The organism is Bacillus sp. ABA4_010 (genome assembly GCF_056159105.1).
This window is the reverse complement of sequence record NZ_JBSWUN010000003.1, coordinates 3637176-3661889: the sequence shown is the minus strand read 5'-3', so window position 1 is coordinate 3661889 and position 24714 is coordinate 3637176. Positions and strand designations below refer to the sequence as shown.

Sequence of the window (24714 nt, the reverse complement as noted above, 5' to 3'; positions counted from 1 at the left end):
GAGTTTAGATAAATATGACGAATTCAAATGAGTCCAACTCAGCTGTTAAAGTTAAGATTCAGCGTTTTGGTAGTTATTTAAGCGGCATGATTATGCCGAATATAGGTGCATTCATTGCATGGGGAATTATTACTGCTTTATTCATTCCAACAGGATGGTTTCCAAATGAAGATTTAGCCGCGCTTGTCGGTCCGATGATCACGTATTTATTACCAATCTTAATCGGTTTTACCGGTGGAAGAATTGTTTATGATTTACGAGGTGGCGTCGTTGGGGCAACCGCGACAATGGGGGTCATTGTCGGTTCGGATATTCCCATGTTTTTAGGTGCCATGATTATGGGTCCATTAGGCGGATGGGCAATTAAAAAGTTTGACCAAGCAATTGATGGAAAAGTAAAATCTGGTTTTGAAATGTTAGTCAATAACTTTTCAGCAGGTATCATTGCTGGTATTTTAACATTATTGGCTTACAAAGGAATTGGTCCAGTCGTTTTAACTTTGAATAAATCATTAGCAGCTGGCGTACAAACTATTGTTGACGCTAATTTGTTGCCTCTTGCGAGTGTATTCATTGAACCAGCTAAAGTATTATTTTTAAATAACGCAATTAACCATGGGATTTTAAGTCCAATCGGAATTGAACAGGCAGCAAGTGCGGGGAAATCGATTTTATTCTTATTAGAATCTAACCCGGGGCCTGGTTTAGGAATTTTATTAGCTTACATTTTATTTGGTAAGGGAATGGCCAAACAAACAGCACCTGGTGCAGCGATCATTCACTTCTTAGGTGGAATTCATGAAATTTACTTCCCTTACATTTTAATGAAGCCTCTTCTTCTTGTAGCGGCTATTGCAGGTGGAGCAACTGGGGTATTTACATTCTTAATTTTTGATGCAGGTTTAGTAGCTGCACCATCACCAGGAAGTATTTTCGCATTAGTAGCGATGACACCAAGAGGAAACTACTTAGGGGTTTTAGCTGGGGTGTTAGCAGCAGCGGCTGTATCGTTCTTAATCTCAGCGGTTATTTTAAAAGCTTCAAAACAAACAAATGAAGATGATTTAACAAAAGCTGCCGAAAAAACAGCGGCATTAAAAGGAAAAGAAAGCAAGGCAACTGCGTTCATTCAAACAGAAGCAGCAAAAGAGCAAGTTGAAGTGAAAGAAGCACCTGTACAAAGCGAATTACCGAAAGATGTGAATAAAATCATCTTTGCTTGTGATGCAGGAATGGGCTCTAGTGCAATGGGCGCATCTATTTTGAAAAATAAAGTGCAAAAAGCTGGATTGGATATTGCCGTATCCAATACGTCGATTAATAATTTACCAGCAGATGCGGATGTCGTTATTACACATAAAGACTTAACAGATCGTGCGAAAGCCAAATTACCGAACGCTGCTCACATCTCTGTAGACAATTTCTTAAATAGTCCGAAGTATGAAGAATTATTATCGGCACTAAAGAATGAACAAGAAGATGAAGTAGTAGAAGAGAACGTACAAGTGGAAGAAGAACAAGGATATGATCAAGTGTCTAAAATTATCTTTGCATGTGATGCAGGAATGGGTTCTAGTGCGATGGGCGCATCCATCTTGAAAAACAAAGTGCAAAAAGCGGGTGTAGATGTGGCCGTATCGAACACATCGATTAACAACTTGCCAGCGGATGCAGATGTTGTCATCACACATAAAGATTTAACGGATCGAGCGAAAGCCAAATTGCCAAATGCCCGTCATATCTCCGTAGACAACTTCTTAAATAGTCCGAAGTACGATGAACTGATTGAAAAGCTTAAATAATTGTGACTTGAGCCTGATTCTCCATAGAATCAGGCTTTTTCATTTCACCGTTCACAGGAGGTTCATATAGGCTGAACGGTTTCTTTTTAAAAAATGGCAACAATGATTTTGCCGAAAATGTATTTTTCTTTTATTGTTCGAACAGGTGTAACCGTTTTATCATAAAGGTGTAGGTATAGAGGTTAAAAGTTGTCATCATTATAATAGACATACAGCATTGATTAACAGTTCCTTAATGGAGTGAACAGTATGTATATTTCTGCAAGAGAAAGACTGGTACTGGATATCTTATTATCAAAAAATGAAGAGATGACAGTAAAAGATCTCGCGGATGAAATGGATGTGAGTGTACGTACCATTCATCGCGACTTAAAGGGTGTCGAGGATACGTTAAACGAATATGATTTAACGCTTGTGAAAAAATCGGGAGTCGGCATCCAAATCATTGGAGAGAAGGAGAAGGTTGAGGAATTAAAGTTGATTCTTTTTAATCTATCTCATAATGAATACACTCCGGATGAACGCCAAACCATGATTTTATGTGCATTGCTGGAGGCAACAGAGCCGGTTAAGCTCATTGTTCTAGCAAATGAACTAAATGTCACCATTGCGACAATCAGCAATGATTTAACAAAATTAGAAAGTCAACTGAATCCGTTTGATTTATCGCTTATTCGAAAAAGAGGGTACGGAGTCGAGATTACGGGAACAGAGACTTCGAAGAGAAGAGCGATGAGAAGTCTCATCGCTGACCATCTCAATGAAGTGGAGTTTTTATCGTTAGTAAGAGAAAACATCCAAAAAAAATCGACTCAGCAAACAGACTCCATTTCGGAAAGACTATTAGGGCTTGTTGAAAAGAAAAAGTTGCTGGTTGTGGAAAAAGTGATTGAAGAAATTAATGAAGAGCTTCCTTATGCAATTGCGGACAGCGCGTATATCGGCCTTGTCGTTCATTTGGCACTGGCAATGGAGCGTATCCTGCAAGGGGAGAACATTAATATGGATCAAGCCTACTTAGAAACTTTGCAGATTGCACCAGAATACAAAATCGCTCAAAAGATCATTGATAAACTAACGAAAGTGTTTAATGTCGAGATTCCGGTTGCAGAAGTTGGGTATATTACGATGCATCTGCAAGGAGCGAAGCTGAGACATGATAAAGAATATTTGCTTGAAGAGTCGAGTTTTCAGGTAGCAGTCAAAACAAAAAGCCTCATCCAATTTGTTGAAACGCAATTGCATTATGATTTAACTAGCAATGTATCTCTTTTTCAAGGTCTTATTGCACATTTAAAACCTGCCCTGTATCGCATTAAACAGAATATGGGGATTACAAATCCACTGCTTTCCCAAATTAAAGAAGACTACAAAGATTTGTTTTTTATTGTAAAAGAAGCGGTGGAAACTATTTTTCCGGATTTATCTGTACCCGATGAAGAAATTGGATATTTAGTCATGCATTTTGGGTCAGCGTTGTTAGGGAACCGTGAAACAAATGATTTAAAAGCGTTAGTTATTTGTTCAAGCGGCATTGGGACATCCAAAATGTTAGCGACAAGGGTTCAGCAGGAAATTCCTGAAATTAAACAACTTAAAAACATATCGCTCTTTGAATTGAATCAAATTGATTTAAAGGATGCAGACCTTATTATTTCAACCATCAATTTGCCTAACTTCTCGAAAGACTATATTGTCGTCAGTCCGATGTTGACGACAGAGGAAATCGAGAAAGTCAGACAATATATTCGGGAACAAACGCATCTTCAAGATTTTCGTAAAGGGATGCCTCTGTCAATAGTGAAAACCCCGGAGTTTACGGATCCTAAGCAAACCATTGAAAAAATGCAAAGCATTCATCAGTACTCCAAGGTCATTTCGCTTATTTTAAGTGGATTTCAAGTAGTAGAGTCCGCTTCGACTAGTGAAGTGAGTGATTTGCTGGAAACGGCGTGTGCCCATTTACATGAACAAGGCGTTATCGCCGATGTGGAGTTAGTTGTAAAGGCGTTATTAGAGCGCGAACAGCTTGGAGGTTTGGGGATTCCGGGAACAAAGCTTGTATTATTTCATTCACGAAGTGCAGCCGTTGTAGATCCGTCCTTTACGGTTCATCGCCTTCATACACCGATTATGGTTAAAGGGATGGACCAACAAGAGATGGAAGTCAGCAGCATTCTTTTACTTCTATCACCTGAGCAGTTCCCAAGTCAAGGTTTAGAGGCTTTAAGCTTTATTAGTTCATTAATTATAGAAAATGAACAAAGTATATCATTGTTTGAATCCAATGATGAAAAGGCTATTTCTTCTTATATGGCCGCCAAGTTTGAACAATTTTTTGATGAAAAATTAACCGAAATGAGGAGATTTTAAATGTCTTTACCAATTTTATCAGCAGAAACAGTTGTATTAAACGCAAAAGTGGACAGCAAAGAGAGTGCAATTCGATTCACAGGAAATGTATTAGTTGAAAATGGTTACGTTGATGCAGACTATGTAGAGAAAATGCTTGAGCGTGAAGAATTAACATCTACTTATATGGGGAACTTTGTAGCAATCCCTCATGGTACAGAAGAAGCGAAGCAATCTGTAAAAGAATCTGGAATTGCAATTATTCAAGTGCCAGAAGGTGTGGACTTTGGAAACGGCAATATCGTTAAGCTTCTAATCGGAATTGCTGGAAAAGGCGATGAGCACTTAGAAATTTTATCAAAAATTGCGATCGTATGCTCTGAAGAAGAAAACGTGTTGAATGTCGTGAATGCTGCGTCTAAAGAAGAAATTTTGGCTCTTTTTGAAGGAGTGAACTAATATGTTAGCGGTGCATTTCGGAGCAGGAAACATTGGAAGAGGCTTCATTGGAAGTCTGTTATATCAATCTGGTTTCCAAACATGCTTTGTAGATGTCAACAGCGAGATTGTTGAGTTATTAAACGAAAAACAAGAATACCGCGTTGTCATTGCAGACAATTCTCAAGAAGAGCTCGTGATTAAAAATGTATCCGCCATTAACAGCCAAGCCAATCCTGAGCAAGTCATCGATACGATTGCAAAAGCTGATTTAGTGACAGCTGCTGTCGGGCCAAACATTTTACCACTCATTGCAGGACTTGTGGCGGAAGGATTACGCAAAAGAATCCAAACAACAGAAAAGCCGCTTAATGTTATTGCGTGTGAGAATATGATTGGCGGAAGCACACTTCTTAAAGAAAAAGTGTACGAAAAAATTAGCGAAGAAGAAAAGGCTGTATTTGATGAGCGTTTCGGTTTCCCAGATGCTGCGGTTGACCGAATTGTACCAAACCAATCCAATGAAGACAAACTTATGGTAATGGTGGAGCCTTTTTATGAGTGGGCAGTGGATGAAACGAACATTGTCGGAGAAAAACCGCCTGTGGAAGGAATTACGTTTGTAAATGATTTAAAGCCATATATTGAAAGAAAATTGTTTACTGTTAACACAGGTCATGCCGTTGCCGCTTACTTAGGTTACTATGGAGACATTCCAACGGTTGACGAAGCAATGAAAAATGAAGAAATTAAGACGCTTGTCGAAAAAACTCTTCAAGAAACAGGACAATTGTTGGTTAAAAAATACGGATTTGATATGGAAAAGCATCAAGAATACATCAACAAAATTATCGGACGCTTTTCTAACCCGCATATTTCAGATGAAGTAACAAGAGTGGGACGTTCTCCAATCCGTAAGCTTGGCCCGAATGACCGTCTTGTTAGTCCGGCTGCTCAGTATATGGAGCTAGTAGGTGAGCAGCCGACATATTTGGCGAAAAGCATCGCTGCAGCTCTTCTCTATGATTACGTACAAGATGAGGAAGCAGCAGCAATCCAAGAGAACATTCAAAGCAACGGTGTAGAAGCAACAATTGAAATGTACACGAAATTGGATGGACAAAGCGTGCTAGGACAGTTAATTGTCGAGCAGTACAATGCATTAAAAAACGGAGCTTTACAATAATAAAAAACAAGAAGGTAGCTAGTTTAGACACCTTCAGCAAAAGGGATCGTGATGATAAACGGTCCCTTTTGTATGCCGCCGACTTTTCGAAATTTTTCGTTTGAGAGTGTGGAAAAAGATGAATCATGTCTGTACTTTTTGGAGGAAGTTGTTTATAATAAACACATCTTTTTAATAAAGGAGTATGTTTTATGGAAGGTGCAGTTCTTAACTAAACGTAATTTTATACGTGCGTATCTGAAAAAATAGCATTGTAATCAATGCTTATTTCCTGATGGATTTTTTCGGAATGCGAAATGTTAAGAACACAAGTTTGCGCCAACTCCTAATGATGGAAACGAAGCATAATGCCTGCTTATTGATGACAGGAGAGATATGCTTTATTTATAAATTCTGCCATTAACCGCAACGGAACGAGTGTATGTTCTTTTGCGGTTTTTTATTGTCGCTTTGTTGCATTATGGAGCTAGATGATGGTCTCTTTTATCAATCACCCATCCCCATTGCGACATCGTGTGTTCTTACATTTCCTCGCACGTAAAACTAGTTAGACAACTACTATTTTTAGGAGGAAATACCATTGAATTCACAAACAATCGAAACACTTCAGTTTCACGATGTAAAACAAATCATTACCTCATATGCAATTTCAGAATTAGGAAAAGAAAAAATTGCCACTTTGATGCCATCAACAAGAAAAAGGCAAATCGAAGCTTGGCTTGACGAAGTGACAGAGGCGAAGAACATTTTACAAATCAGTTCCAGTGTCCCGATTCATGGTTTAAAGGGGATTGGTCAGCTTTTGAAAAATTTGCGTAAAAGCATTGCTTTACGCCCGGATCAACTGATGAGTCTGTACGATTTATTAATGTCGATTGAAAAACTTAAAAGCTTTATGAAAGATAAAGAGTATGCAGCCCCGGTTATTACCACATATGTTTATTCGATGGAGGATTTAACGGAATTGGCGGATGAAATTGTACGTTGTATCCGTAATGGACGAGTGGATGATTATGCCAGCAAACCACTGTTAAAAACAAGAAAGCAAATCGCGGTATTGGAAGAACGGATTAAAAGCCGGATCGACCAAATATTGAAGTCAGCGAAATATAGCAAATATCTTCAAGAAAAAATTGTCAGCATGCGTAATGGGCGCTATGTCATTGCGGTGAAAAAAGAATATAGGAAAAACTTAAAAGGGTCCGTACTCGATTCTTCTGCATCAGGTTCTACTGTTTACATGGAGCCAGAAGAAATCGGATTCATCCAAGATGAAATCGATATGTTGAAAATCCAGGAAGAGTTGGAAGAGCAACGCATTTTAATGGAATTGACCAACCTTGTAGAAGAGCGGGAACAAGAAATTAATATTGCAGTGGATACGATGACGCAATACGATATTATCTTTGCGAAGGCAAAATTCAGCCGAGACATTCACGGAATCGCTCCTCAAATCAACGAACATCATACAATTCGACTAAATGAAGCAAGGCATCCATTGCTTGGGGAAAGTGCGGTACCGTTGAATTTTAGGATTGGGGATAAGTTTGACGCACTCGTCATTACTGGACCGAATACAGGTGGAAAAACGGTTACGGTTAAAACAGTAGGACTTTTGACGATGATGGCTCAGGCAGGTATTCACATCCCTGTGAAAGAAGGAAGTGAAATTGCCATCTTCCAAAAGATTCTCGTTGATATTGGTGATGGACAGAGCATCGAACAATCATTGAGCACGTTCTCTTCACGTGTGAAAAACATTATTGATATTTTAGGGGAAACGACTCCGCAAACACTCGTCCTCTTAGATGAGCTCGGTTCAGGAACAGATCCGGCAGAAGGCATGGGCTTAGCTACGTCGATTCTTGAAGAACTGTATAAAAAAGGAGCCACATTGCTGGCGACGACGCATTACAGTGAAATTAAAGCATATGCAGCTAACCGTGATGGCTTTGAGAACGGCTCCATGGAATTTGATGCTGAAACGCTTCAACCGACATACCGGCTGTTAATCGGAAAGGGTGGAGACAGTCAAGCATTTGCCATTGCCTTACGACTTGGCATGCACCCAAAATTGATTGAGAGGGCGCATGAAATCACATATAAAGAGTCGAAGCGTTACGAGGCTTCTTCTACGTTTGGTAAGCATGAATTGGAGCGACAGCTGGCGATGAACGAAAAATATGTGCAAAAGCAAAAGCATGGGAAAAAAGATGAAAAGGCACCAGAAGTCATCTCATTTAAACAGGGGGATAACGTCAAAATCCCGTCCTTAAATGAGTTCGGTATCGTCTTTAAAGAAGCGGATGAGCGGGGTGACGTCGAGGTGCTTGTAAAAGGAGAAAAACTGAAGCTTAACCATAAACGGCTTTCGCTTTATATTAAAGCAGAAGAGCTTTATCCAGAAGACTATGATATGGACATCATTTTCGAATCAAAGGAACATCGAAAAATCCGAAGAAAAATGTCGAAGCATCATGTCGAAGGACTGATGATTGAGAAAGAACAAGACTAGTAAAAATAACTATAAAAAAGCCTGTCCAAATCGCGTTTGGCAGGCTTTTTCTTTATGTTAATTTAAACTGTTTGATTAATGTTTGTAATTCATCGGCTGAATGGCTTAAAAGCTCAGCTGAAACAGAAACACGCTCCAATGCGGTTAACTGCTCTTCAGTTGAGGCGCTCACCTCTTCTGCGGACGCTGCCGTTTGTTGAGAGATGGCTGAAATGTTTTGAATCGAATCTACTAAACCATCTTTTAGCCCGTCCATTGACTCTACTTGTGTAGAAACGGTGCTGATAGCTTTTAACAGTTCTTGAACAGAAGAAGCGATAATATGGAAAGCCTCTTCTGTTTGCTGGACAGCAGTATGCTGCTCTTTTGTCATTTCTGCTGTTTGTCCCATTGCATTGACGGCTTTTTTCGTTTCTTTGTTAATGTCGCTAATAGTCGTTTGAATTTTTTGAGTCGCTATCTTCGATTGTTCAGCTAATTTACGCACTTCTTGGGCTACAACGGCGAATCCTTTGCCGCTATCTCCCGCCCGTGCTGCTTCAATGCTTGCATTTAAGGCAAGTAAGTTCGTTTGATCCGAAATTGTATTAGAAGTATAAAATATGTTTTTAAAGGAAACATTAAAAATTTGTAAAAAAATATCGAATTTTGTAGAATGGAATATCATTCGCTACGAAGAGAAGAAAGGTATACCAGCAGCGGCCGTGGTGGCAAATGTGAAGATTTTATTTATTAAAGCAAATGAAAAGCAAATGACATCAAAGAAAAAACCTGATTGCTTTAACGGCAATCAGGGAAGTTACTGACAGGAGACAATCTGTTTTCTTTTTAAAGTGCTTATATGCCCGAGACTTTAGAAGGCTTAATAATAGAGTCTTCCAAACTTTCATTGCTTTTTAAAAACGCTCGAATTTCTTCTTTTGTTAGTCCAATCCGTAAGGCTTCTTCAATGAGCTTTACCCATTCGTAATCAATCTCTTCCATCTTTTCCATCTTTGCGTGCAATCCTCTTAATATATCCCCCATGGTAACCTCCCTAACATACTAATCGCATGGATAATTTCGGCCTAGCCATCCACATCGTCTATAACTATAATTATATGGAAACTTTTTGAAAAATCTGTTATAGTTTGTCGTCTTTAAAATAACATGAAAAATTGTAGGTGTGGAGTGTAATAAATGTGTAGGAAAATAAGAGAAGTCCCCGTCTTTTTTACAAAAATACGAAAGCTATATTTTTTTAATATAAAATTTTTATGACTTTAGTACGAGAAAATAAACAGATTTATCGTCGGACAATAGACAACCTTGTGAGGATTTGTCAAAAAGTTTATTCAAGTTATCAGACTTTTAGTTCACATAAGAAATTGTCCCTGCATTTAATCGCTTTACTTTCTCAATCTTCATCATGTATACTTCTAATTAAATTTAACGTTCTTTATAAAGAACTTATTTATTTTTCAATAACTCATTCAAAATAGACAAAAGTATCAATACTTCAAATGCTATATCGAAAAAGGGAGGTTCCAATTTAGAAGGAGAAGGAGAAGGAAATATGGATGGGAGAAAAATTCGAGATTTAAGAATAGCACAAAGCATTTCGTTGACAGAACTGTCAAAGGTTTCTGGTGTTTCTAAGTCATATTTAAGTTTTATTGAACGCGGAAAGCAAAAAAATCCTGGAATCGATATTATAGAGAAAATTGCAAAGGGACTAAACGTGGATGTTCACGAACTCTTAACGGAAGAAGGAAAACAAATAGATCCATCGCAGCTAGATGAGGAAATTCTGAATCTAGCCTGGGAGATGACTCAATCCAATATCGATAAAGAAAAACTGAAGCAATTAATACAACTGCTGAAATAAAGGCCGCAAACCATTTTGAATGGTTTGTGGTTTTTATTTGTTTCTATTAATTTTGTTCTCATCGTTATAAATAGTTATTGTAGTCTTTCTTAACATATGTTCACTAAAAGAAACAAAAATGTTCTTTAAAAAATACGAAAATATAAGAAAATAAGAGAAAAATCGAGATAATGGATGAAAACTGTTCTTTATTAAGAATATTCGCCTATTTTAGAGGTTTTTCAAACCATAATAGGTCGTATATACTCAATCTATAAGTTCTTTAAAAAGAACAAGATAACTGATGGAACGAACAAAATAGAGAATGTTTCCTTGTTTTAAGTGGAAAGATGTTCATTGGAAAGATCGAATGATTAAGAACTCGACGCTAATTCATGTATTTTCAAATGGTAGTAAACACATACAAACATTAAATAAAGGCGGGGAAAACATGAAGAAAGTTATGAAAATGATAAGCAGTGCCGTTAGTTTTCTACTATTTGCGCTTCTGCTCTTAATGGTTTTTACAGTCATTTCGTCTAAAGCATCAGGCGGTGAACCACAAGTATTTGGCTATCAACTTAAAACCGTTCTTTCTGGTTCGATGGAACCGACATTTCAAACGGGCTCGATCATCGCTATCAAACCGATAGAAGATCCAGCTAGTTTGAAAAAAGGCGATGTTGTTACTTTTCTAGAACAAGGTGACAAGTTCGTTACTCATAGAATTATTGAAGTCATCAAAAATGGTGAAAACACCATGTATCAAACAAAAGGGGACAATAACCAAAGTGCAGATACTCAACCAGTACTAGCACCAAATGTCATTGGAACATACACAGGCTTCACTATTCCTTACTTGGGATATTTCATAGATTTTGCACAATCTAGCAAAGGAACAGCAATCTTACTCATTACACCAGGTGTACTCTTACTTCTTTATTCTGCAGTCACCATCGTTGGAGCATTGAGAGAACTCGATAAAACAAGCAAGAGCCAGGAAGCTGAGAAACCGGCTTAACAATAATTGTAACTCCTTATGAAAACGTAAGGGTTCAATATAAAAACTTACATACCCAAAAAATAAGGGTGAAAACGGGGAGGAAATTAGGATGAGCATTAAAAAGAAATTAGGTATGGGTGTAGCTTCAGCAGCATTAGGGTTATCATTAGTAGGTGGTGGAACTTGGGCGGCGTTCAATGATACCGCAACGATTAACAACCATTTTGCTGCGGGTACTTTGGATTTAGAAGTTGGTAAGAGTGGTAACAAACCTATTAGTTTTGATCTTAGCAACATGAAACCAGGAGATAATGTACAAAGAATTTTTAAACTAAATAATAAAGGTTCTTTAGCTATCAAAGAGGTATTATTAGACACTACTGCTACTAATTTCACCGATGATCTTACAGTGGTGAATGGTGGTAAAAACAGTAAAGCAGAATATTTATCTCAATTTGTAATTGATTTTGCAAATGTTGATGGTGAATCAACAAAATGGGAACCAAGAAATAATATTGTTAAGTCTGGTGAGACATTAACTTTAGCTGATCTTGTAGATGGAAATTATGTAAATAAGGTTAAATCTGAGTACTTAGGTGCAGGGAATAAAATTAACTTAGCTGCATTAACAGTAGCTGATAATCAATATAGAGGTATACCGGTAACTCCTACAGATAGTGATAATGTATTCATTCAAATCACATTTAATAATGATGACACAAAGAACAAAAAAGGAGAGTACGTACAAAATAAATTCCAAGGTGATAAAGTTGACTTCTTCTTTAATCTTGAAGCAACTCAATGGGATGGTGTACATGTAGACACTCCTAATGGTAATGGTGCGATAAACAATGATGTGCAAGGTTCTGCAGATGGTTCAACTATGCCGGATCCAGTAACTGAAGGTTCAGCAACACATACTAACTCAGTGGAAGACTAATAGATTATAAAAGTTTTTTACAGAAAAGGTGGAATTCCCACCTTTTCTATTCATATTATAGATTTTTTTATAAAATTAAGGATCTTAATAATAAGGAAGGTAAAAATGAAGAGCATCTTTTTAACAGTTATTATCCTAATATCCTTTTCATCTTTACAAGTGTTCAGTAACACTAATAATGAGGAAGCAATAGCCGACGTTTCAATAAAAGCACAAAAACTTTCAATCAACGTTACTAATGTAGCACCAGGAGATTATGTGACACAAACTATCACAGTTCAAAATGAGAGAGCGGACGAATTGATTTATAATATTAAAAATACGCCAGCTTGGTTTGGTGGTTCAAATGAGTTTTATAAGCAGTTGTTATTGAAAATTGAAGACCTTAAAGGAGAGGGACAAGATAGAATCTTATATGAAGGTAAATTAGATCAATTCGATACACTTGCTCCTCGATTACTAAAAAATCTAGAAAAAGAAGAACTGTTCTTTACGATTAAAGTTCCAGAAGAATTAGGGAATGAATTTCAAGGGGCCTATACTAGTTTTGCGATGAAATTGTATGATGAAAGCACAATAGCTTCTTTTCTCCCTGTGAATTCAAACATGCAAATTAATACTTTTAACATACTTGCAAGTACTTCTTTATTTGGAATAGGAGTATTATCATATCTATTTAGGAAAAAGAAGCTGCAATTAAAACAAAATAAACTGGACCTTGATTAAGTGCTATATAATCAAGGTTTTTATGTTTTTAATTTGCACATTAAATTAAACTCTTTTATTTGACTCTAAATAAAGTTGGATTTGATTTATGAAAGGGTATACAGCATAGACAAATTTTTTAGGAGATAGCATATGCTCGTTTTACAACTGTTTATTATAAAGAACAAAAATAGGGATGTATGCTGAGATATAACAACATTCAAGTTAATTTTAGTTTAATTTCTTTTTTAAGAACAAAATTGTTCTTTTTTTAGGTTGATAATTAACAACCTAAAAGATATAATAAAACAAAAGTTCTTTATAAAGAACAAAAGATAGGTATCAATCAAGTTCCCAACTATATAGCTACAAAATTACACAACTCAAACTGCTTTTACATAAAAACCTTATTATTTTATTGGGGGTGGACATTTGCATGAGAAAAAGAAGAGCAGCAACAGAAAGGCAAAGAAAAAAAAGGAATAGAACTGTTTATCGTTTCGCCAGTTTATTATCAATAGCGGCATTTGGCATGGTACAGACCATTCCTTCTTCATATTCAGCCTTTTCGGATGTAGCAAAAGTAGAGAATGGGGTTGTATCGTCTTCATTTGTTTTTCCAAGCACAATTGAAGAGATCGTTAATGAGGTTAAGAGAAAGGTAGAAGTAGTAAGTGAGGTGAAAAAAGAGGCTTCAACCGTTTTTAAGAAGTGTATCTCAACAGCTGATTCGAAAGCAGCAAAGGAGTGCGTTGCGGATCTAGAAACATTACTAGAAGAGATGCATCATGAAACAGAAGCGGGATTGGAGAAAGCCCAAGAACTTGAACCTTATTTAATTCGGGCAAAACGAGAACTTCAAAATGATGAAGCAGTCGAGAATATTCTTATGATGGTACAAGAGGGAGCAAAGCAAGTTAAATTCCATATTGAAGAGATGTATAAAACGTTAGATGATGTTGAAAAAATGGCGGATGATGCTGACGAACATGCGGAAGTTAAAATATTGGAAGAAAAGCTGGCAGAAGAAGCGTTGCAGAAGCAAATTGAATTAGAACAGAAGTTAGCGGAAGAAGCGAAAAAGCAGGAAGAGTTAGAGAAGCAGTTAGCAGAAGAAGCAAAGAAGCAAGAAGAATTAGAACAGAAGATGGAAGAAGAAGCAAAGAAACAAGAGGAGTTAGAGAATCAGCTAGCGGAAGAAGCGAAAAAGCAAGAGGAAATTGAAAAACAGTTAGAAGAAGCGAAAAGGGAAGAGGACATAGAGAAGGAATCAACGGAAGAGGATAATAAGGAACAAGACAAAGAAAATGGAAGTGAATCATCTAAAGGAAGTCAGTCGAACGAGACTCCAATAATATCAGAAGACAGTGAAACAGGACCCGAAACTAGTGTGCCAGAAACAGAACAAGGAGAAACTCTTCCGGCATCTCCAGAACAAGGAACAAACCCAACAACGGAAGAAACCCCAGCAACTAATCAACCAGAAATCCCTCCAACATCTTCAGAACAAGGAACTAATCCAGAAACAGAAGAACCTATAATAGATAATCAATCAGAAGAAGAGTCAGAACAAGGGACGGAAGAGGGAGTAGCAGAAGAAGAGCAAGGAGAAATCCCTCCAACATCTCCAGAACAAAGAACTAATCCAGAAGCAGAAGGATCTGCAACAGATAATCAATCAGAAGAAGAGTCAGAACAAGGGACGGAAGAGGGAGTAGCAGAAGAAGGGAAAGGAGAAACTCCTCCAACATTTCCAGAACAAGGAACTAATCCAGAAACAGAAGAATCTGCAACAGATAATCAACCAGAAGAAGAATCTACACAGGAGCCTGAACTCGATCAACCAGAAGCCCGACCGCCTACACTAGAAGAAGAGGAAAATGTAGATTCTGAAACCGACACCCCAACAGAAGACCAACCAGAAGAATCTCACGATATGATTGAAGAAGAAACTGAATCTAAAGAGGAAAATTCAGTCGATAATAATGACTCCGAAGGACCGCCTGTAATGCCTGAAGAAGCTAGAAAACAAGAAGGAGGAGATGGAGAACCAGCGAGTGAACAGTCAGAAGAGCCTTCAGTGAATAAAGAAGAGGAAGTGGTGTCAGATTCAGCAGAAGATAGTCAAACACATAATTCATTGAATGAGCCTACGTCTGAGTCAGAGCAAGAAGAAGTGCATGATAAGACAACAGTGAACGAAGAGGACAATGCTTCTTCACTATCAGATGAGCAAGCATCTCATTCTGAACATGATACAGAGTCGAAGGGCGAGGGAAGTAGTGTATCTTCTCAGTCAAGAAAAGAAGAAACAGAGTCTGACTCAGAAAATGATACTACCACAGATCATCAAGACAATCGTTCATCAGAAAAGAACGAAGAGAAGGATACTTCATCCATAGCTAAAAAAACAGAAGGTACTCATTTTAGAAACGCCTATAACGTGAAGGTCACCATCGGGTCTAAAGTAGATGGCTGAATTTAAAGTGTGGATGATGAGAGCGGTCAGTACGGTAGGATTGATATTTCTATTAATCTCTGTTTACTTCATTGTCTCTTCAAAATTTATGGAAGAGCCCCCTCAATTTTTGGGCTATCAGTTCATGACCATATTATCTGGTTCTATGGAGCCAGAAATTGATAGAGGTTCCGTCATTCTTGTCAAAGCGATAAAGAACCCAACAATGCTTCAGGAAGGTGATGTGATTACCTTCCTATCTCCCAGAAATCATCAATTAATTACACATCGGATTATGGCTATACACGAAGAAGCAACTTACACGGAATTTACGACAAAAGGTGATGCCAATCTTACACCGGATGCTAGGCCAATCCCTGCCGATTTAGTAGTAGCAAAATATCAAGGTGTCACGTTCCCGTATGTTGGCTACATAGTGAACTTTATGAAGTCAAAATGGGGAATGGTTATCTTTTTAATTATTCCTGCTGTCTACATGTTGACCTCTAGTTTTCGCTATTTGCAGCATGCTGTAGCTTTGTCTAAAGAAGAAGGATAGGTGAGAAGAACTTCTCACCTATTTTAATAATTCGGCTTTATTTCATATGGAAGTTATGCTCTGAATGATTAGCGACAAAGTAATCTATTTAAAGATTTTTTATACGAAAGCTAGGTGGTACAGATGAATTCTAAATACGAGATTACGAAAGGAGTCATTTTTCTGATTAGCGGCTTTATCTTATTAATTTCTGCTGTCATGCCACAAGGGACTTGGTCATTTTTTAATGATATTGAACAGCAGAAACATGTGTTAGCCGTAGGAAGATGTGATATTGATGCATCTTCTATTGAAGGGGACTCCGAACTTAAATTTGATTTAAGTTATCTCATTCCGAAACAGTCAAATTCTCAAAATGAAAAAGGGAATAAAGGGAAGGAAGAAGAACCGAATTTAATTGAAGTAACTCTTGAAAATAAAGGAACTTTCCTTATTAATGAAATTTATATGCATACAGCTATTGATTTTGGAAAGGATGCGGAAAATTTTGCGTCTCATCTTGCTGTAAAAGTGTTTGTAGATAAAGAGAATATGAAGGAGCCTGTTTACGAAACAACACTTGCCAGATTGGCAAAAAGTTCATTAGATATCAAATCAGAGTTTTTAGAAGATGGGTTGGAGGTAAATGAAAGTGCAAAGATCATTCTTCAAATTTCCCTGTCTCCTTCTAGTCATTTGAAAAAAGAAGAAATTAAAAAACTTCAGGACAATGCTTTATTCGTTAATTTTGACATAGAGGGTATTTGTGGCAGTGGAAGCGGAAGTGATGGGGAAGAGGATGACGACACCAACCAACCAGAACAATGGGATAAAAGCTCCTTGGAGTTCGGTAGTGCAGGTCGTGAGGGCGATAAAATATACGCTATCGTGAAAAATGGTCAAGATTCAGGGAATATGAACAGTTCTGTGCCATATGAAGTGTTTTACATTAAAAAGGGGAATCCGAAAGATGGAGTAGTCGTTAAAACAGGTTTAGTTCCGGCGTTAAATTCAGGGCAACAATATAAAATTACGTATAAACCAAGTGAGTTCGGGATTTATATGGTTAAAGCTTATCAGCATTCTGATCACCCAGGTAAAGGAGAATTGTGGAGTAAGGAGATTCCTTTACGAAATAAAGAAAGGTGAGCAAGGTAACTTGACTATAGTTTCATGGCACGAATATAGTTTTGTCTCTAACGAAAGATTTCTGATTATAAAAGTTAAACATGGGAAAGACCTTGAGGGAAGGAGAAATTGTCATCAAGGTCTTCTTTAAATAGTTCTGTTCTTAATTAAGAACAAATATTTTTCTATGGTGGTGATCAAACGTTGAATTTAGTGTTCCAATACCTCGCCATGCTCAACCTCCTAGATGCAATCCTCACGTATTATGGCCTGCAGCATTCTTATATTAATGAAGCAAATCCGCTGATGAATGCTTTATATGAGGCTCATCCTCTTCTATTTCTAGCTGTTAAATTTGGACTTTCCTGTTTGTTATATGTTCTTAGTGTATTTAAGACGTTTCATCCTCCTGATTGGATAAAGGGACTTTCGGTGGCGGCCTCCGTTGGTTATACGTGTGTTTGTCTGTATCATGGTTATTGGATAGTTTTAATTATGTAGAGGTCTCTGAAAAAAGCACAGGTCTGTTTAGTGCATGAGTGTCATAATATACAATTTTAATAGAATACTTTATTGAAAATGCAGTTTTTTAGCTGTTTGTTTTGTTTATGTACTGAATATTTATGGACGTACATATTGTTTTAGAAAATAATTTATTTTATAATTTTAAATATACAGAAAATTAAAAACAAAAAAGGGGGAGTTTATTTGGAACAATTCGTTGGTTGGCTGAATGGTGTGTTATGGAGTACGCCTGTAATTTATGCTTGCCTTGGGGTCGGACTACTTTTTTCTATTTTGACAAAGTTTTTGCAAGTCAGGCATGTTAAAGAAATGATTACCTTAATGTTTAAAGGAAAGAGTTCGGAAGCGGGCGTTTCCTCTTTCCAAGCGTTGTCCATTGCTCTTTCAGGACGCGTCGGTACAGGGAATATTGCTGGTACGGCTACGGCTATTGCATTCGGGGGACCGGGAGCAGTATTTTGGATGTGGGCAATTGCCTTTATCGGGGCATCTAGTGCTTTTATCGAGTCGACGTTGGCTCAAATTTATAAAGTAAAGCAAGACGGACAATATCGAGGCGGCCCTGCCTACTATATTGAAAAAGGGATTGGATGGAAATGGTATGGGACTTTGTTTGCCATCGCAGCTTTGCTGGCGATGAGTGTTTTAATGCCAGGAATTCAATCAAATTCGATTGCTTTAGGGTTAGATAACGCTTTTGGAATCAGTCCAACCGTTACAGGAACCGGCCTTGTTATTTTATTAGGTATTATTATTTTCGGTGGAGTGAAACGGATTGCGAGTGTCGCTCAATATGTTGTTCCGTTTATGGCGCTTGGTTACATTCTGTTATCTGTCATTATTGTGGCCATGAACATTGCAGAGTTGCCAGGCGTGTTAGCGTTAATCTTTAAGAGTGCGTTTGCTTTAGATTCGGCGTTTGGTGGGATTGTCGGGATGGCGATTTCATGGGGGGTTAAGCGCGGTATTTATTCGAATGAAGCTGGTCAAGGTACGGGGCCACATGCCGCTGCTGCAGCGGAAGTTTCCCATCCGGCTAAACAAGGACTTGTTCAAGCATTCTCCGTTTATATTGATACATTGTTTGTATGTTCGGCAACGGCTTTCATGATTTTATTTACAGGCATGTATAACACGCAAGCGCCAGATGGGACTTATCTTGTAAACAATTTAGCGGATGTCGAACCGGGTCCTGGTTATACGCAAGCAGCCATTGAAACGGTTCTCCCAGGATTTGGAGCTGGATTCGTTGCTGTTGCTTTATTCTTCTTCGCTTTTACAACCATTATGGCTTACTATTACATTGCTGAGACGAATATTGCTTACTTAACGCGCGGGAAAAATAACAAATGGCCGATGATGGGATTAAAGGCCGTATTATTAGGAGCAACTTTCTACGGTGCTGTTAAAACGGCTTCTCTTGCATGGGCTTTAGGAGATGTTGGATTAGGCATTATGGTATGGCTGAACTTAATCGCCATTTTAATCTTGGCTAAACCAGCATTATTAGCGTTAAAAGATTATGAAAATCAGAAAAAGCAAGGACTTGACCCGGTGTTTGATCCAGAGAAACTGGGCATTAAGAACGCGGATTACTGGGTAACTGAGTATAAAAAGGATCGAGATCGTGTTTCTTAACTTGTTCTGTCCTTCATTATGAAAAGGAAAACCATCCTCTGCAAGCTTTGGCAGGGGATGGTTTTGTTCAGTGAAAAGAAAGGGCATATTCGACCTGTTTCCGCCATACATTGAGAGTAAAAAGAAAACAGGGGGATGAGTATGCAATTTTATTATGGGCAACAAATGCCTTTACGCATTTTGGACGAGGCTGAATTTTGGAAAGAGCAAGAAGAAGAGCATACGGTTGTCATTCGTGAGCTGGTGAGCGGCTTAGAGAAGGAATATGTAGAGGCTTTGAAAAAATGGGAAGAAAAGCTGTCGGAGACGCATCAAAAAGTAGTGCGCTATATCGAATCGGTTGTCCGCTCTGCTTACTACGTTCCAGTTCAGCTGTATCAACAAGTATTAAAACTAATTTCGTTTTGCCTAAAGCAAAGCTTGAAGTTTATTCAATTGTGTCAAAAGATTAAAACAGAGAGTGAAGCAGTGAAGAAAAACCCAACGGCGAAGGTTGTACTGAATCATATTATTCGTGAGTCAGAGTATTTTGTCGGGATTGCCCAAACACTGCTGTACCAAAACCAACCGGAGATAAAATAGATATTCAAAGTTTTCAAAATGGACAAGCCTTTGTAAGAGAACAAGCAAAAAATAAAGAGACGCCTAGGTTCTCACAAGAATTCGGCGTCTTTTTAAACAATCATTTATTTTTGGATAATTTCCTTCACTCGACCTACTTGTCCGTCTTGGAGCCTTACTTTAATACCATGAGGATGGAAGGGGGATTTCGTCAAAATATCTTTTACGATTCCTTTTGTTAATGTGCCAGTTCGTTGATCTTTTTTTAATACAATTTGTACCTCAATACCTGGAGAGATATCACTTCTTGATTGCCCATTCATTTTATACACCTCGTTTTGCATCAATACTTCTACTATAAAGAAGCTATCGGTGAAAGAAAAGCTTAATTCTCCTCAACCTTTTTTAACGGCTGTTCAGCAGGTCCTTCCATGACTTCTCCTTGAAAGGAAAATCTAGAGCCATGACATGGGCAGTCCCATGTCCGATCCCCGTCATTCCAATTCAACTCGCAACCAAGGTGGGTACAAGTTGTATCGACGATATGAAGAACCCCGTGCTCGTCCTTGTATGCTCCTGCTCGCTGTCCGTTCACTGTGACAACAGAGCCTTCATCGTGATGTAAGTCTTCTAGTTTTTTTGTAGGAAATTGTAATTTTCCTGCAATAAGGTGTTTGGCTACATCGGCGTTTTGTGTAATGAATTGTTTCACATCAGGAGCAGCGTGAAATCTAGAAGGGGCAAACAAGTCTTTGTAAGGATTGTCCTTCTTTAAAATAATATCCCGTAATAACAAAGCAGCAGCGGTTCCGCTCGTCATCCCCCACTTTCGATAGCCAGTTGCCACAAGAAGGTTAGGATGGCTGGCGTTCGCTTGACCAATGTAAGGAACTTTATCCAAGGTAAACAAGTCTTGGGCAGACCAACGATACATATACTCTTTAATCCCGAGTACATCATCTGCAAAGTGTTCTAATGCCTCATAATGCTTTAGTGTATCTCTTCCTTGTCCCGCTTTATGGCTTTCTCCACCGATAAGCACCAACTTTTCCCCGTTTATAGCTGTGTAACGAAGAGAACGAACGGGTTCATCGACACTTAAATACATACCGCCGGGAAAATCTTTTTTCGTTTTTACAGCAATCACATAGGAGCGTTCTGCGTACATGCGCGCAAAATAAAATCCTTTTCCATCTTCAAACGGAAAATGGGAGCAGGCTGCCACGTAATCACATGTGAGTTTGAATCCGTCCTTTGTTTTCACAACGGGACGTTTTCCTTCCTCTATACCTATTGCGGTCGTCTGTTCATAGATGGAACCGCCACATTGGATAATCTGTTCTACAAGCGCAGCCAAATATTTAAGCGGATGGAATTGTGCTTGATGTTTCATGACGAGAGCGCCTTTTACTGGGATATCAAAAGGGAGACTGTTCAGCAATGAACCATTGATGCCAAGCTGCTGGTAAGCGTTGTACTCCTTCTCTAGTTTTTCTTGATAGTTGGCAGAAGACGTGTATAAATAGGCATCTTCTTCACTAAAGTCGCAGTCTATGTGCTCGTCATGCACTTTATTTTTTATAAACTGCAGTGCATCATTTGCTGCCTCATAATAGAGCCTTGCTTTTGCTCTTCCTAACTGAGAAATGAGCTCATTATACGTAAGGTCGTGCTGAGCAGACACTTTGGCTGTTGTATGTCCTGTCGTTCCATTTAAAAGTTTGCCAGCTTCAAGCAGTGCCACTTTGACACCTTCTTTTGCAAGCAAATAGGCTGTCGTGATTCCGGATATTCCACCTCCAACGACGACAACTTCGGCAGTCAAATCGGTCTCTAGTTTTGGAAAGGAAGGCAGTGTACTGGAATCCCTCCAATAAGGTTCTGGGTATTGGGGCATTTTTTGATGAAAAGAGCGGTCTTGATTCATTTTTTCCTCCTATATAAGTGATTTACCTTTAACATTTCCAATAAAAGTAAAACGAAAACGTTCTCTAGACGGTTTTGAAAAAAAATACCGGAATATGAATGAGGAAAAATAGTGACCTAATAAAGAAATTTTTTGGACTAATTTACAAAACTTAACACATTTTTACAAAAACTAAATAAAAACTAAATATTTTCTAAATATTTCAGCTATAACATTTAGTTAGACAAAGGGACACTCTCGCTAGGGACGGTTTGATTTTCCTATAATTTCTGCTGCTTTTCTAGCATTCCCGTAAAGGGGAGAGAGTGAGAAATCTATTAAATCGAAGAGGTGTAAACATGTCTGAATTGAATCGCAGAAAGTTTTTGACGTATGTAGGAACAGGAATTACAGCAATGACTGTAGCATCAACAGGATTAGGTGCACTTGCTCCGAAAGCGGAAGCAAACGGAAAAGTAGCAGCAACTCATTTGTTTGGATTCAAGCGAAAAGTGTCAGGATTAAACTTTACTCCTATCCAGCCTACGGATCAGGATGAGCTTGTGCTGCCTCGAGGATTTAAATATGATGTCGTGGCTGCATATGGCGATGTTATCAATAAAAAAGGCGATACTTTCGGCTATAATAATGATTTCACCTTATTTTTCCCTATTGAAGATTCCAATGATCGTGGCCTTCTTTGGGTCAATCATGAATATACAAGTGAACTGTGGGTAACAGGCCCAAGAGGAAAAGATGGGACTTTCACGAAAGACCAAATTCAAAAATTACTATACAATCAAGGCGGCTCCATTATTGAAGTGTACCGTGATGAAAACGGCGTGTGGAAAATGGATACAAGTTCGAAATATGCTCGCCGTGTGACAGGCTTAACGCCGATGAAGCTGACAGGTCCGGCTAAAGGTGCAGAAGCTGTGGGTGGTGCCAATGCTGTTCAAGGAACTTTTGCGAACTGTTCTGGCGGACAAACGTTGTGGAATACAGTTCTATCAGCAGAAGAGAATTTTGAATATACAGCTAAAGATGCAGGATTGAATGAAACACACTACGGCTGGATTGTGGAAGTTGATCCGTTTAACGACAAGTTTGAACCGCGCAAACATACAGCATTAGGTCGTTTCCATCATGAAAATGCGGCGATGGGATTAGCCAACGATGGACGAGTGGTCGTATATATGGGAGACGATAAAACAGACGCCTGTGTCTACAAGTTCATCAGTAAAAATAAATATGTCGAATCTCGCAAACAAGCAAACTCTGATTTGCTGGAAGAAGGCACACTGTATGCAGCCGACATGAAAAAAGGAAAATGGATTGCGCTGACTATTGAAGCGGTTCGTGAAAAAGCAAAAGACAAACCTGAGCTTTTGGAAAAATTCAAGGTACAGGCAGATGTACTTGTCCATGCTCATGATGCAGCTATTTTGCTTGGTGCAACACCGACAGACCGTCCGGAAGACGTGGAAATCAGCCCATTTGATAAAACGGTGTTCATTGCGCATACGAACAATGCAAACCATGGGAATATTCACGGTCATATTACACGCTTCATTGAAGCGAATGATGATTTAGGTTCATTAACCTTCGATTTTGAAATCTTTGCTGCGGGCGGTCGTCAAAGCGGGTTCAGCGCACCAGATAACTTGACGTTCGATAGCGAAGGCAATCTATGGACGGTAACCGATATATCTTCAAGTTCTTTGAACAAAGGTGTACACCAGTCCTTTAAAAATAACGGAGTATTTGTTATTCCTTCTATGGGAGAAAGCCAAGGAGAAGCCATCCAGTTTGCTTCTGCGCCTGTAGAGGCAGAATTGACGGGACCTTGCTTTACAAAAGACGAAACAACGTTATTCTTGGCCATTCAGCACCCTGGTGAAGAAACAGAAGATATTAACAATCCAACAAGCTTATGGCCGCACCGACAAGGAGACAATCAGCCACGTCCATCCGTTGTTGCGATTACAGGCTTTAAATACTAGGAGGATTTTATGCTGCAAAATATTGGAGTGCCCGGGTTAATTTTAATTTTAGTGATTGCTCTTATTATTTTCGGTCCTTCTAAATTGCCAGAGATTGGCCGCGCATTCGGAACGACGTTGAAGGAATTCAAAAAATCAACGAGAGAGCTCGTTTCCGATGATGTGAAGCAAGAAACAAGCGAGGAAAAAGAAAAGGCAGTGAAATAAAGAAGGAATGCTTCACTTTAGTCGCTTTTCTAGTTTGCTGAACATGAATAGGCATAGCTTTGTATAAAAAGAAAGACCTTGGCTTCTCTACATGGACGGTACAGTCTGTGCGGTGCCTAGGTCTTTTCTTTCATGAAACATTTTAGTGGTGGGGGGATGAAGGTGGAAGATAGAAATATGAAAGCAGTGGAGCATTTTGAAGAACTGCGAAAAAGAATCATCATGACCCTTGTGGTGTTTATTTTGTTTTTAGTACTTAGTTTTATTTGTGTTCAAGACATTTATCATTTTTTCGTTAAAGACCTTCCGTTTAAACTAGCCATTTTGGGACCGAGCGATGTGCTTGTTGTGTATTTGATGATTGCCACGGTGATGGCTCTGGCGGCGACGATTCCGGTTGCTGCCCATCAAGTATGGTTATTTGTCAAACCAGCTCTGACGGAACATGAACGCAAGGTAACGCTTCTATATATTCCGGCGTTATTTATGCTGTTTCTTCTTGGCATTTCGTTCGGTTATTTTATTTTGTTTCCAATCGTCCTCTCTTTTTTAATGTCGTTATCGAGTGACATGTTCAATACGTTTTTTACGACGGAAAAATATTTTCGCTTTCTTTTACATATGACGCTTCCATTTGGGGTGTTGTTTGAGCTTCCTGTCATTATCATGTTTTTAACTAGCTTAGGTATTCTGAATCCGTTTAAGCTTCAGAAGGTGAGAAAGTATGCTTATTTTATTTTGATTACCATTTCTGTGTTAATCACGCCGCCTGATTTTCTGTCCGATGTTCTCGTCATTATTCCGCTCATCTTACTGTATGAAGCAAGTGTTAGCTTATCCAAAATTGTTTATAAGAAAAAAGAGATTCCAAACGTAGGATAAGGAAGATGAAAGAGCTCCGATAATGACTGGGGCTCTTTTTTTCGGTCCAATTTCCAAAAAAACGTTTTCGAACATAGTATA

The 24714-nt window shown here is 38.5% G+C and carries 22 protein-coding genes and 1 pseudogene; 19 read left to right on the top strand and 4 right to left on the bottom strand.

Going from position 1 to position 24714, the window contains the following annotated elements:
* Positions 1 to 14: 14 nt before the first annotated feature.
* The 5 genes from ACXAEO_RS19295 (at position 15) to ACXAEO_RS19275 (ending at position 8293) form a co-directional block, all read left to right on the top strand.
* Positions 15 to 1802, top strand: a complete 1788-nt coding sequence (locus ACXAEO_RS19295) for a PTS mannitol transporter subunit IIBC (RefSeq protein WP_474883778.1) — start codon at positions 15 to 17, stop codon at positions 1800 to 1802.
* 249 nt (positions 1803 to 2051) lie between these two features.
* Positions 2052 to 4175 (top strand): BglG family transcription antiterminator, encoded by a 2124-nt coding sequence (locus ACXAEO_RS19290; protein WP_474883777.1) that lies wholly within the window; start codon positions 2052 to 2054, stop codon positions 4173 to 4175.
* Positions 4176 to 4613, top strand: coding sequence for a PTS mannitol transporter subunit IIA (locus ACXAEO_RS19285; protein ID WP_474883774.1), 438 nt, complete (start codon positions 4176 to 4178; stop codon positions 4611 to 4613). It begins immediately after the preceding gene.
* A 1-nt stretch (position 4614) separates the two neighbouring features.
* The gene (locus ACXAEO_RS19280) at positions 4615 to 5778 is read left to right on the top strand and encodes a mannitol-1-phosphate 5-dehydrogenase (protein ID WP_474883772.1); all 1164 of its coding nucleotides are present in this window, start codon (positions 4615 to 4617) and stop codon (positions 5776 to 5778) included.
* A 580-nt stretch (positions 5779 to 6358) separates the two neighbouring features.
* A complete protein-coding gene (locus ACXAEO_RS19275) occupies positions 6359 to 8293 on the top strand; it encodes an endonuclease MutS2 (protein ID WP_474883770.1) in 1935 nt (644 codons plus the stop codon).
* Between the two features lie 52 nt (positions 8294 to 8345).
* Here the strand turns inward: ACXAEO_RS19275 and ACXAEO_RS19270 are convergent.
* Positions 8346 to 8876: pseudogene (locus ACXAEO_RS19270) on the bottom strand (methyl-accepting chemotaxis protein); the annotation flags it as partial.
* A gap of 19 nt (positions 8877 to 8895) precedes the next feature.
* On the opposite strand from ACXAEO_RS19270, the gene ACXAEO_RS19265 reads away from it, so the two are divergent.
* A complete protein-coding gene (locus tag ACXAEO_RS19265) occupies positions 8896 to 9099 on the top strand; it encodes a hypothetical protein (protein WP_474884305.1) in 204 nt (67 codons plus the stop codon).
* 31 nt (positions 9100 to 9130) lie between these two features.
* Here ACXAEO_RS19265 and ACXAEO_RS19260 read toward each other — a convergent pair whose 3' ends face one another.
* The gene (locus ACXAEO_RS19260; protein WP_474883767.1) at positions 9131 to 9319 is read right to left on the bottom strand and encodes an anti-repressor SinI family protein; all 189 of its coding nucleotides are present in this window, start codon (positions 9317 to 9319) and stop codon (positions 9131 to 9133) included.
* Between the two features lie 529 nt (positions 9320 to 9848).
* Here ACXAEO_RS19260 and ACXAEO_RS19255 point away from each other — a divergent pair.
* The 10 genes from ACXAEO_RS19255 to ACXAEO_RS19210 all read left to right on the top strand — a co-directional run bounded on the left by ACXAEO_RS19255 (position 9849) and on the right by ACXAEO_RS19210 (position 19656).
* Positions 9849 to 10160 carry a helix-turn-helix domain-containing protein gene (locus tag ACXAEO_RS19255; protein ID WP_474883765.1) on the top strand — a complete coding sequence of 104 codons (312 nt, stop codon included), beginning with the start codon at positions 9849 to 9851 and terminating at the stop codon, positions 10158 to 10160.
* Positions 10161 to 10590: 430 nt separating this feature from the next.
* Positions 10591 to 11160, top strand: a complete 570-nt coding sequence (gene sipW / locus ACXAEO_RS19250) for a signal peptidase I SipW (protein ID WP_474883764.1) — start codon at positions 10591 to 10593, stop codon at positions 11158 to 11160.
* Positions 11161 to 11251: 91 nt separating this feature from the next.
* Positions 11252 to 12082 carry a TasA family protein gene (locus ACXAEO_RS19245; RefSeq protein ID WP_474883762.1) on the top strand — a complete coding sequence of 277 codons (831 nt, stop codon included), beginning with the start codon at positions 11252 to 11254 and terminating at the stop codon, positions 12080 to 12082.
* 105 nt (positions 12083 to 12187) lie between these two features.
* A complete protein-coding gene (locus tag ACXAEO_RS19240; RefSeq protein ID WP_474883760.1) occupies positions 12188 to 12808 on the top strand; it encodes a hypothetical protein in 621 nt (206 codons plus the stop codon).
* Positions 12809 to 13223: 415 nt separating this feature from the next.
* Entirely contained in the window at positions 13224 to 15266 is a 2043-nt protein-coding gene (locus ACXAEO_RS19235) for a hypothetical protein (protein WP_474883759.1), read from the top strand.
* Positions 15259 to 15804 (top strand): signal peptidase I, encoded by a 546-nt coding sequence (locus tag ACXAEO_RS19230; RefSeq protein WP_474883757.1) that lies wholly within the window; start codon positions 15259 to 15261, stop codon positions 15802 to 15804. The genes ACXAEO_RS19235 and ACXAEO_RS19230 overlap by 8 nt, the downstream gene beginning before the upstream one ends.
* 123 nt (positions 15805 to 15927) lie before the next feature.
* The gene (locus ACXAEO_RS19225; RefSeq protein ID WP_474883755.1) at positions 15928 to 16932 is read left to right on the top strand and encodes a TasA family protein; all 1005 of its coding nucleotides are present in this window, start codon (positions 15928 to 15930) and stop codon (positions 16930 to 16932) included.
* 210 nt (positions 16933 to 17142) lie between these two features.
* The gene (locus ACXAEO_RS19220; protein WP_474884298.1) at positions 17143 to 17412 is read left to right on the top strand and encodes a DUF5658 family protein; all 270 of its coding nucleotides are present in this window, start codon (positions 17143 to 17145) and stop codon (positions 17410 to 17412) included.
* Positions 17413 to 17619: 207 nt separating this feature from the next.
* Entirely contained in the window at positions 17620 to 19074 is a 1455-nt protein-coding gene (locus tag ACXAEO_RS19215; RefSeq protein ID WP_474883753.1) for an alanine/glycine:cation symporter family protein, read from the top strand.
* A 141-nt stretch (positions 19075 to 19215) separates the two neighbouring features.
* Complete coding sequence (locus ACXAEO_RS19210) at positions 19216 to 19656, top strand: DUF2935 domain-containing protein (protein WP_474883751.1); 441 nt, start codon at positions 19216 to 19218, stop codon at positions 19654 to 19656.
* Between the two features lie 104 nt (positions 19657 to 19760).
* Here ACXAEO_RS19210 and ACXAEO_RS19205 read toward each other — a convergent pair whose 3' ends face one another.
* Both ACXAEO_RS19205 and ACXAEO_RS19200 read right to left on the bottom strand, forming a co-directional pair.
* The gene (locus ACXAEO_RS19205) at positions 19761 to 19958 is read right to left on the bottom strand and encodes a YwbE family protein (RefSeq protein ID WP_474883749.1); all 198 of its coding nucleotides are present in this window, start codon (positions 19956 to 19958) and stop codon (positions 19761 to 19763) included.
* Positions 19959 to 20020: 62 nt separating this feature from the next.
* Positions 20021 to 21562, bottom strand: a complete 1542-nt coding sequence (locus tag ACXAEO_RS19200) for an FAD-dependent oxidoreductase (RefSeq protein WP_474883747.1) — start codon at positions 21560 to 21562, stop codon at positions 20021 to 20023.
* Between the two features lie 338 nt (positions 21563 to 21900).
* Here ACXAEO_RS19200 and ACXAEO_RS19195 point away from each other — a divergent pair, with 338 nt between their 5' ends.
* The 3 genes from ACXAEO_RS19195 (at position 21901) to tatC (ending at position 24633) form a co-directional block, all read left to right on the top strand.
* The gene (locus ACXAEO_RS19195; RefSeq protein ID WP_474883745.1) at positions 21901 to 23544 is read left to right on the top strand and encodes a PhoX family protein; all 1644 of its coding nucleotides are present in this window, start codon (positions 21901 to 21903) and stop codon (positions 23542 to 23544) included.
* Positions 23545 to 23553: 9 nt separating this feature from the next.
* Positions 23554 to 23751: a twin-arginine translocase TatA/TatE family subunit gene (gene tatA / locus ACXAEO_RS19190; RefSeq protein WP_474883743.1), complete on the top strand. Its 198-nt coding sequence runs from the start codon at positions 23554 to 23556 to the stop codon at positions 23749 to 23751.
* A 156-nt stretch (positions 23752 to 23907) separates the two neighbouring features.
* On the top strand, positions 23908 to 24633 hold the full coding sequence (tatC, locus tag ACXAEO_RS19185) for a twin-arginine translocase subunit TatC (RefSeq protein WP_474884296.1): 726 nt from the start codon (positions 23908 to 23910) through the stop codon (positions 24631 to 24633).
* Positions 24634 to 24714: the final 81 nt, after the last annotated feature.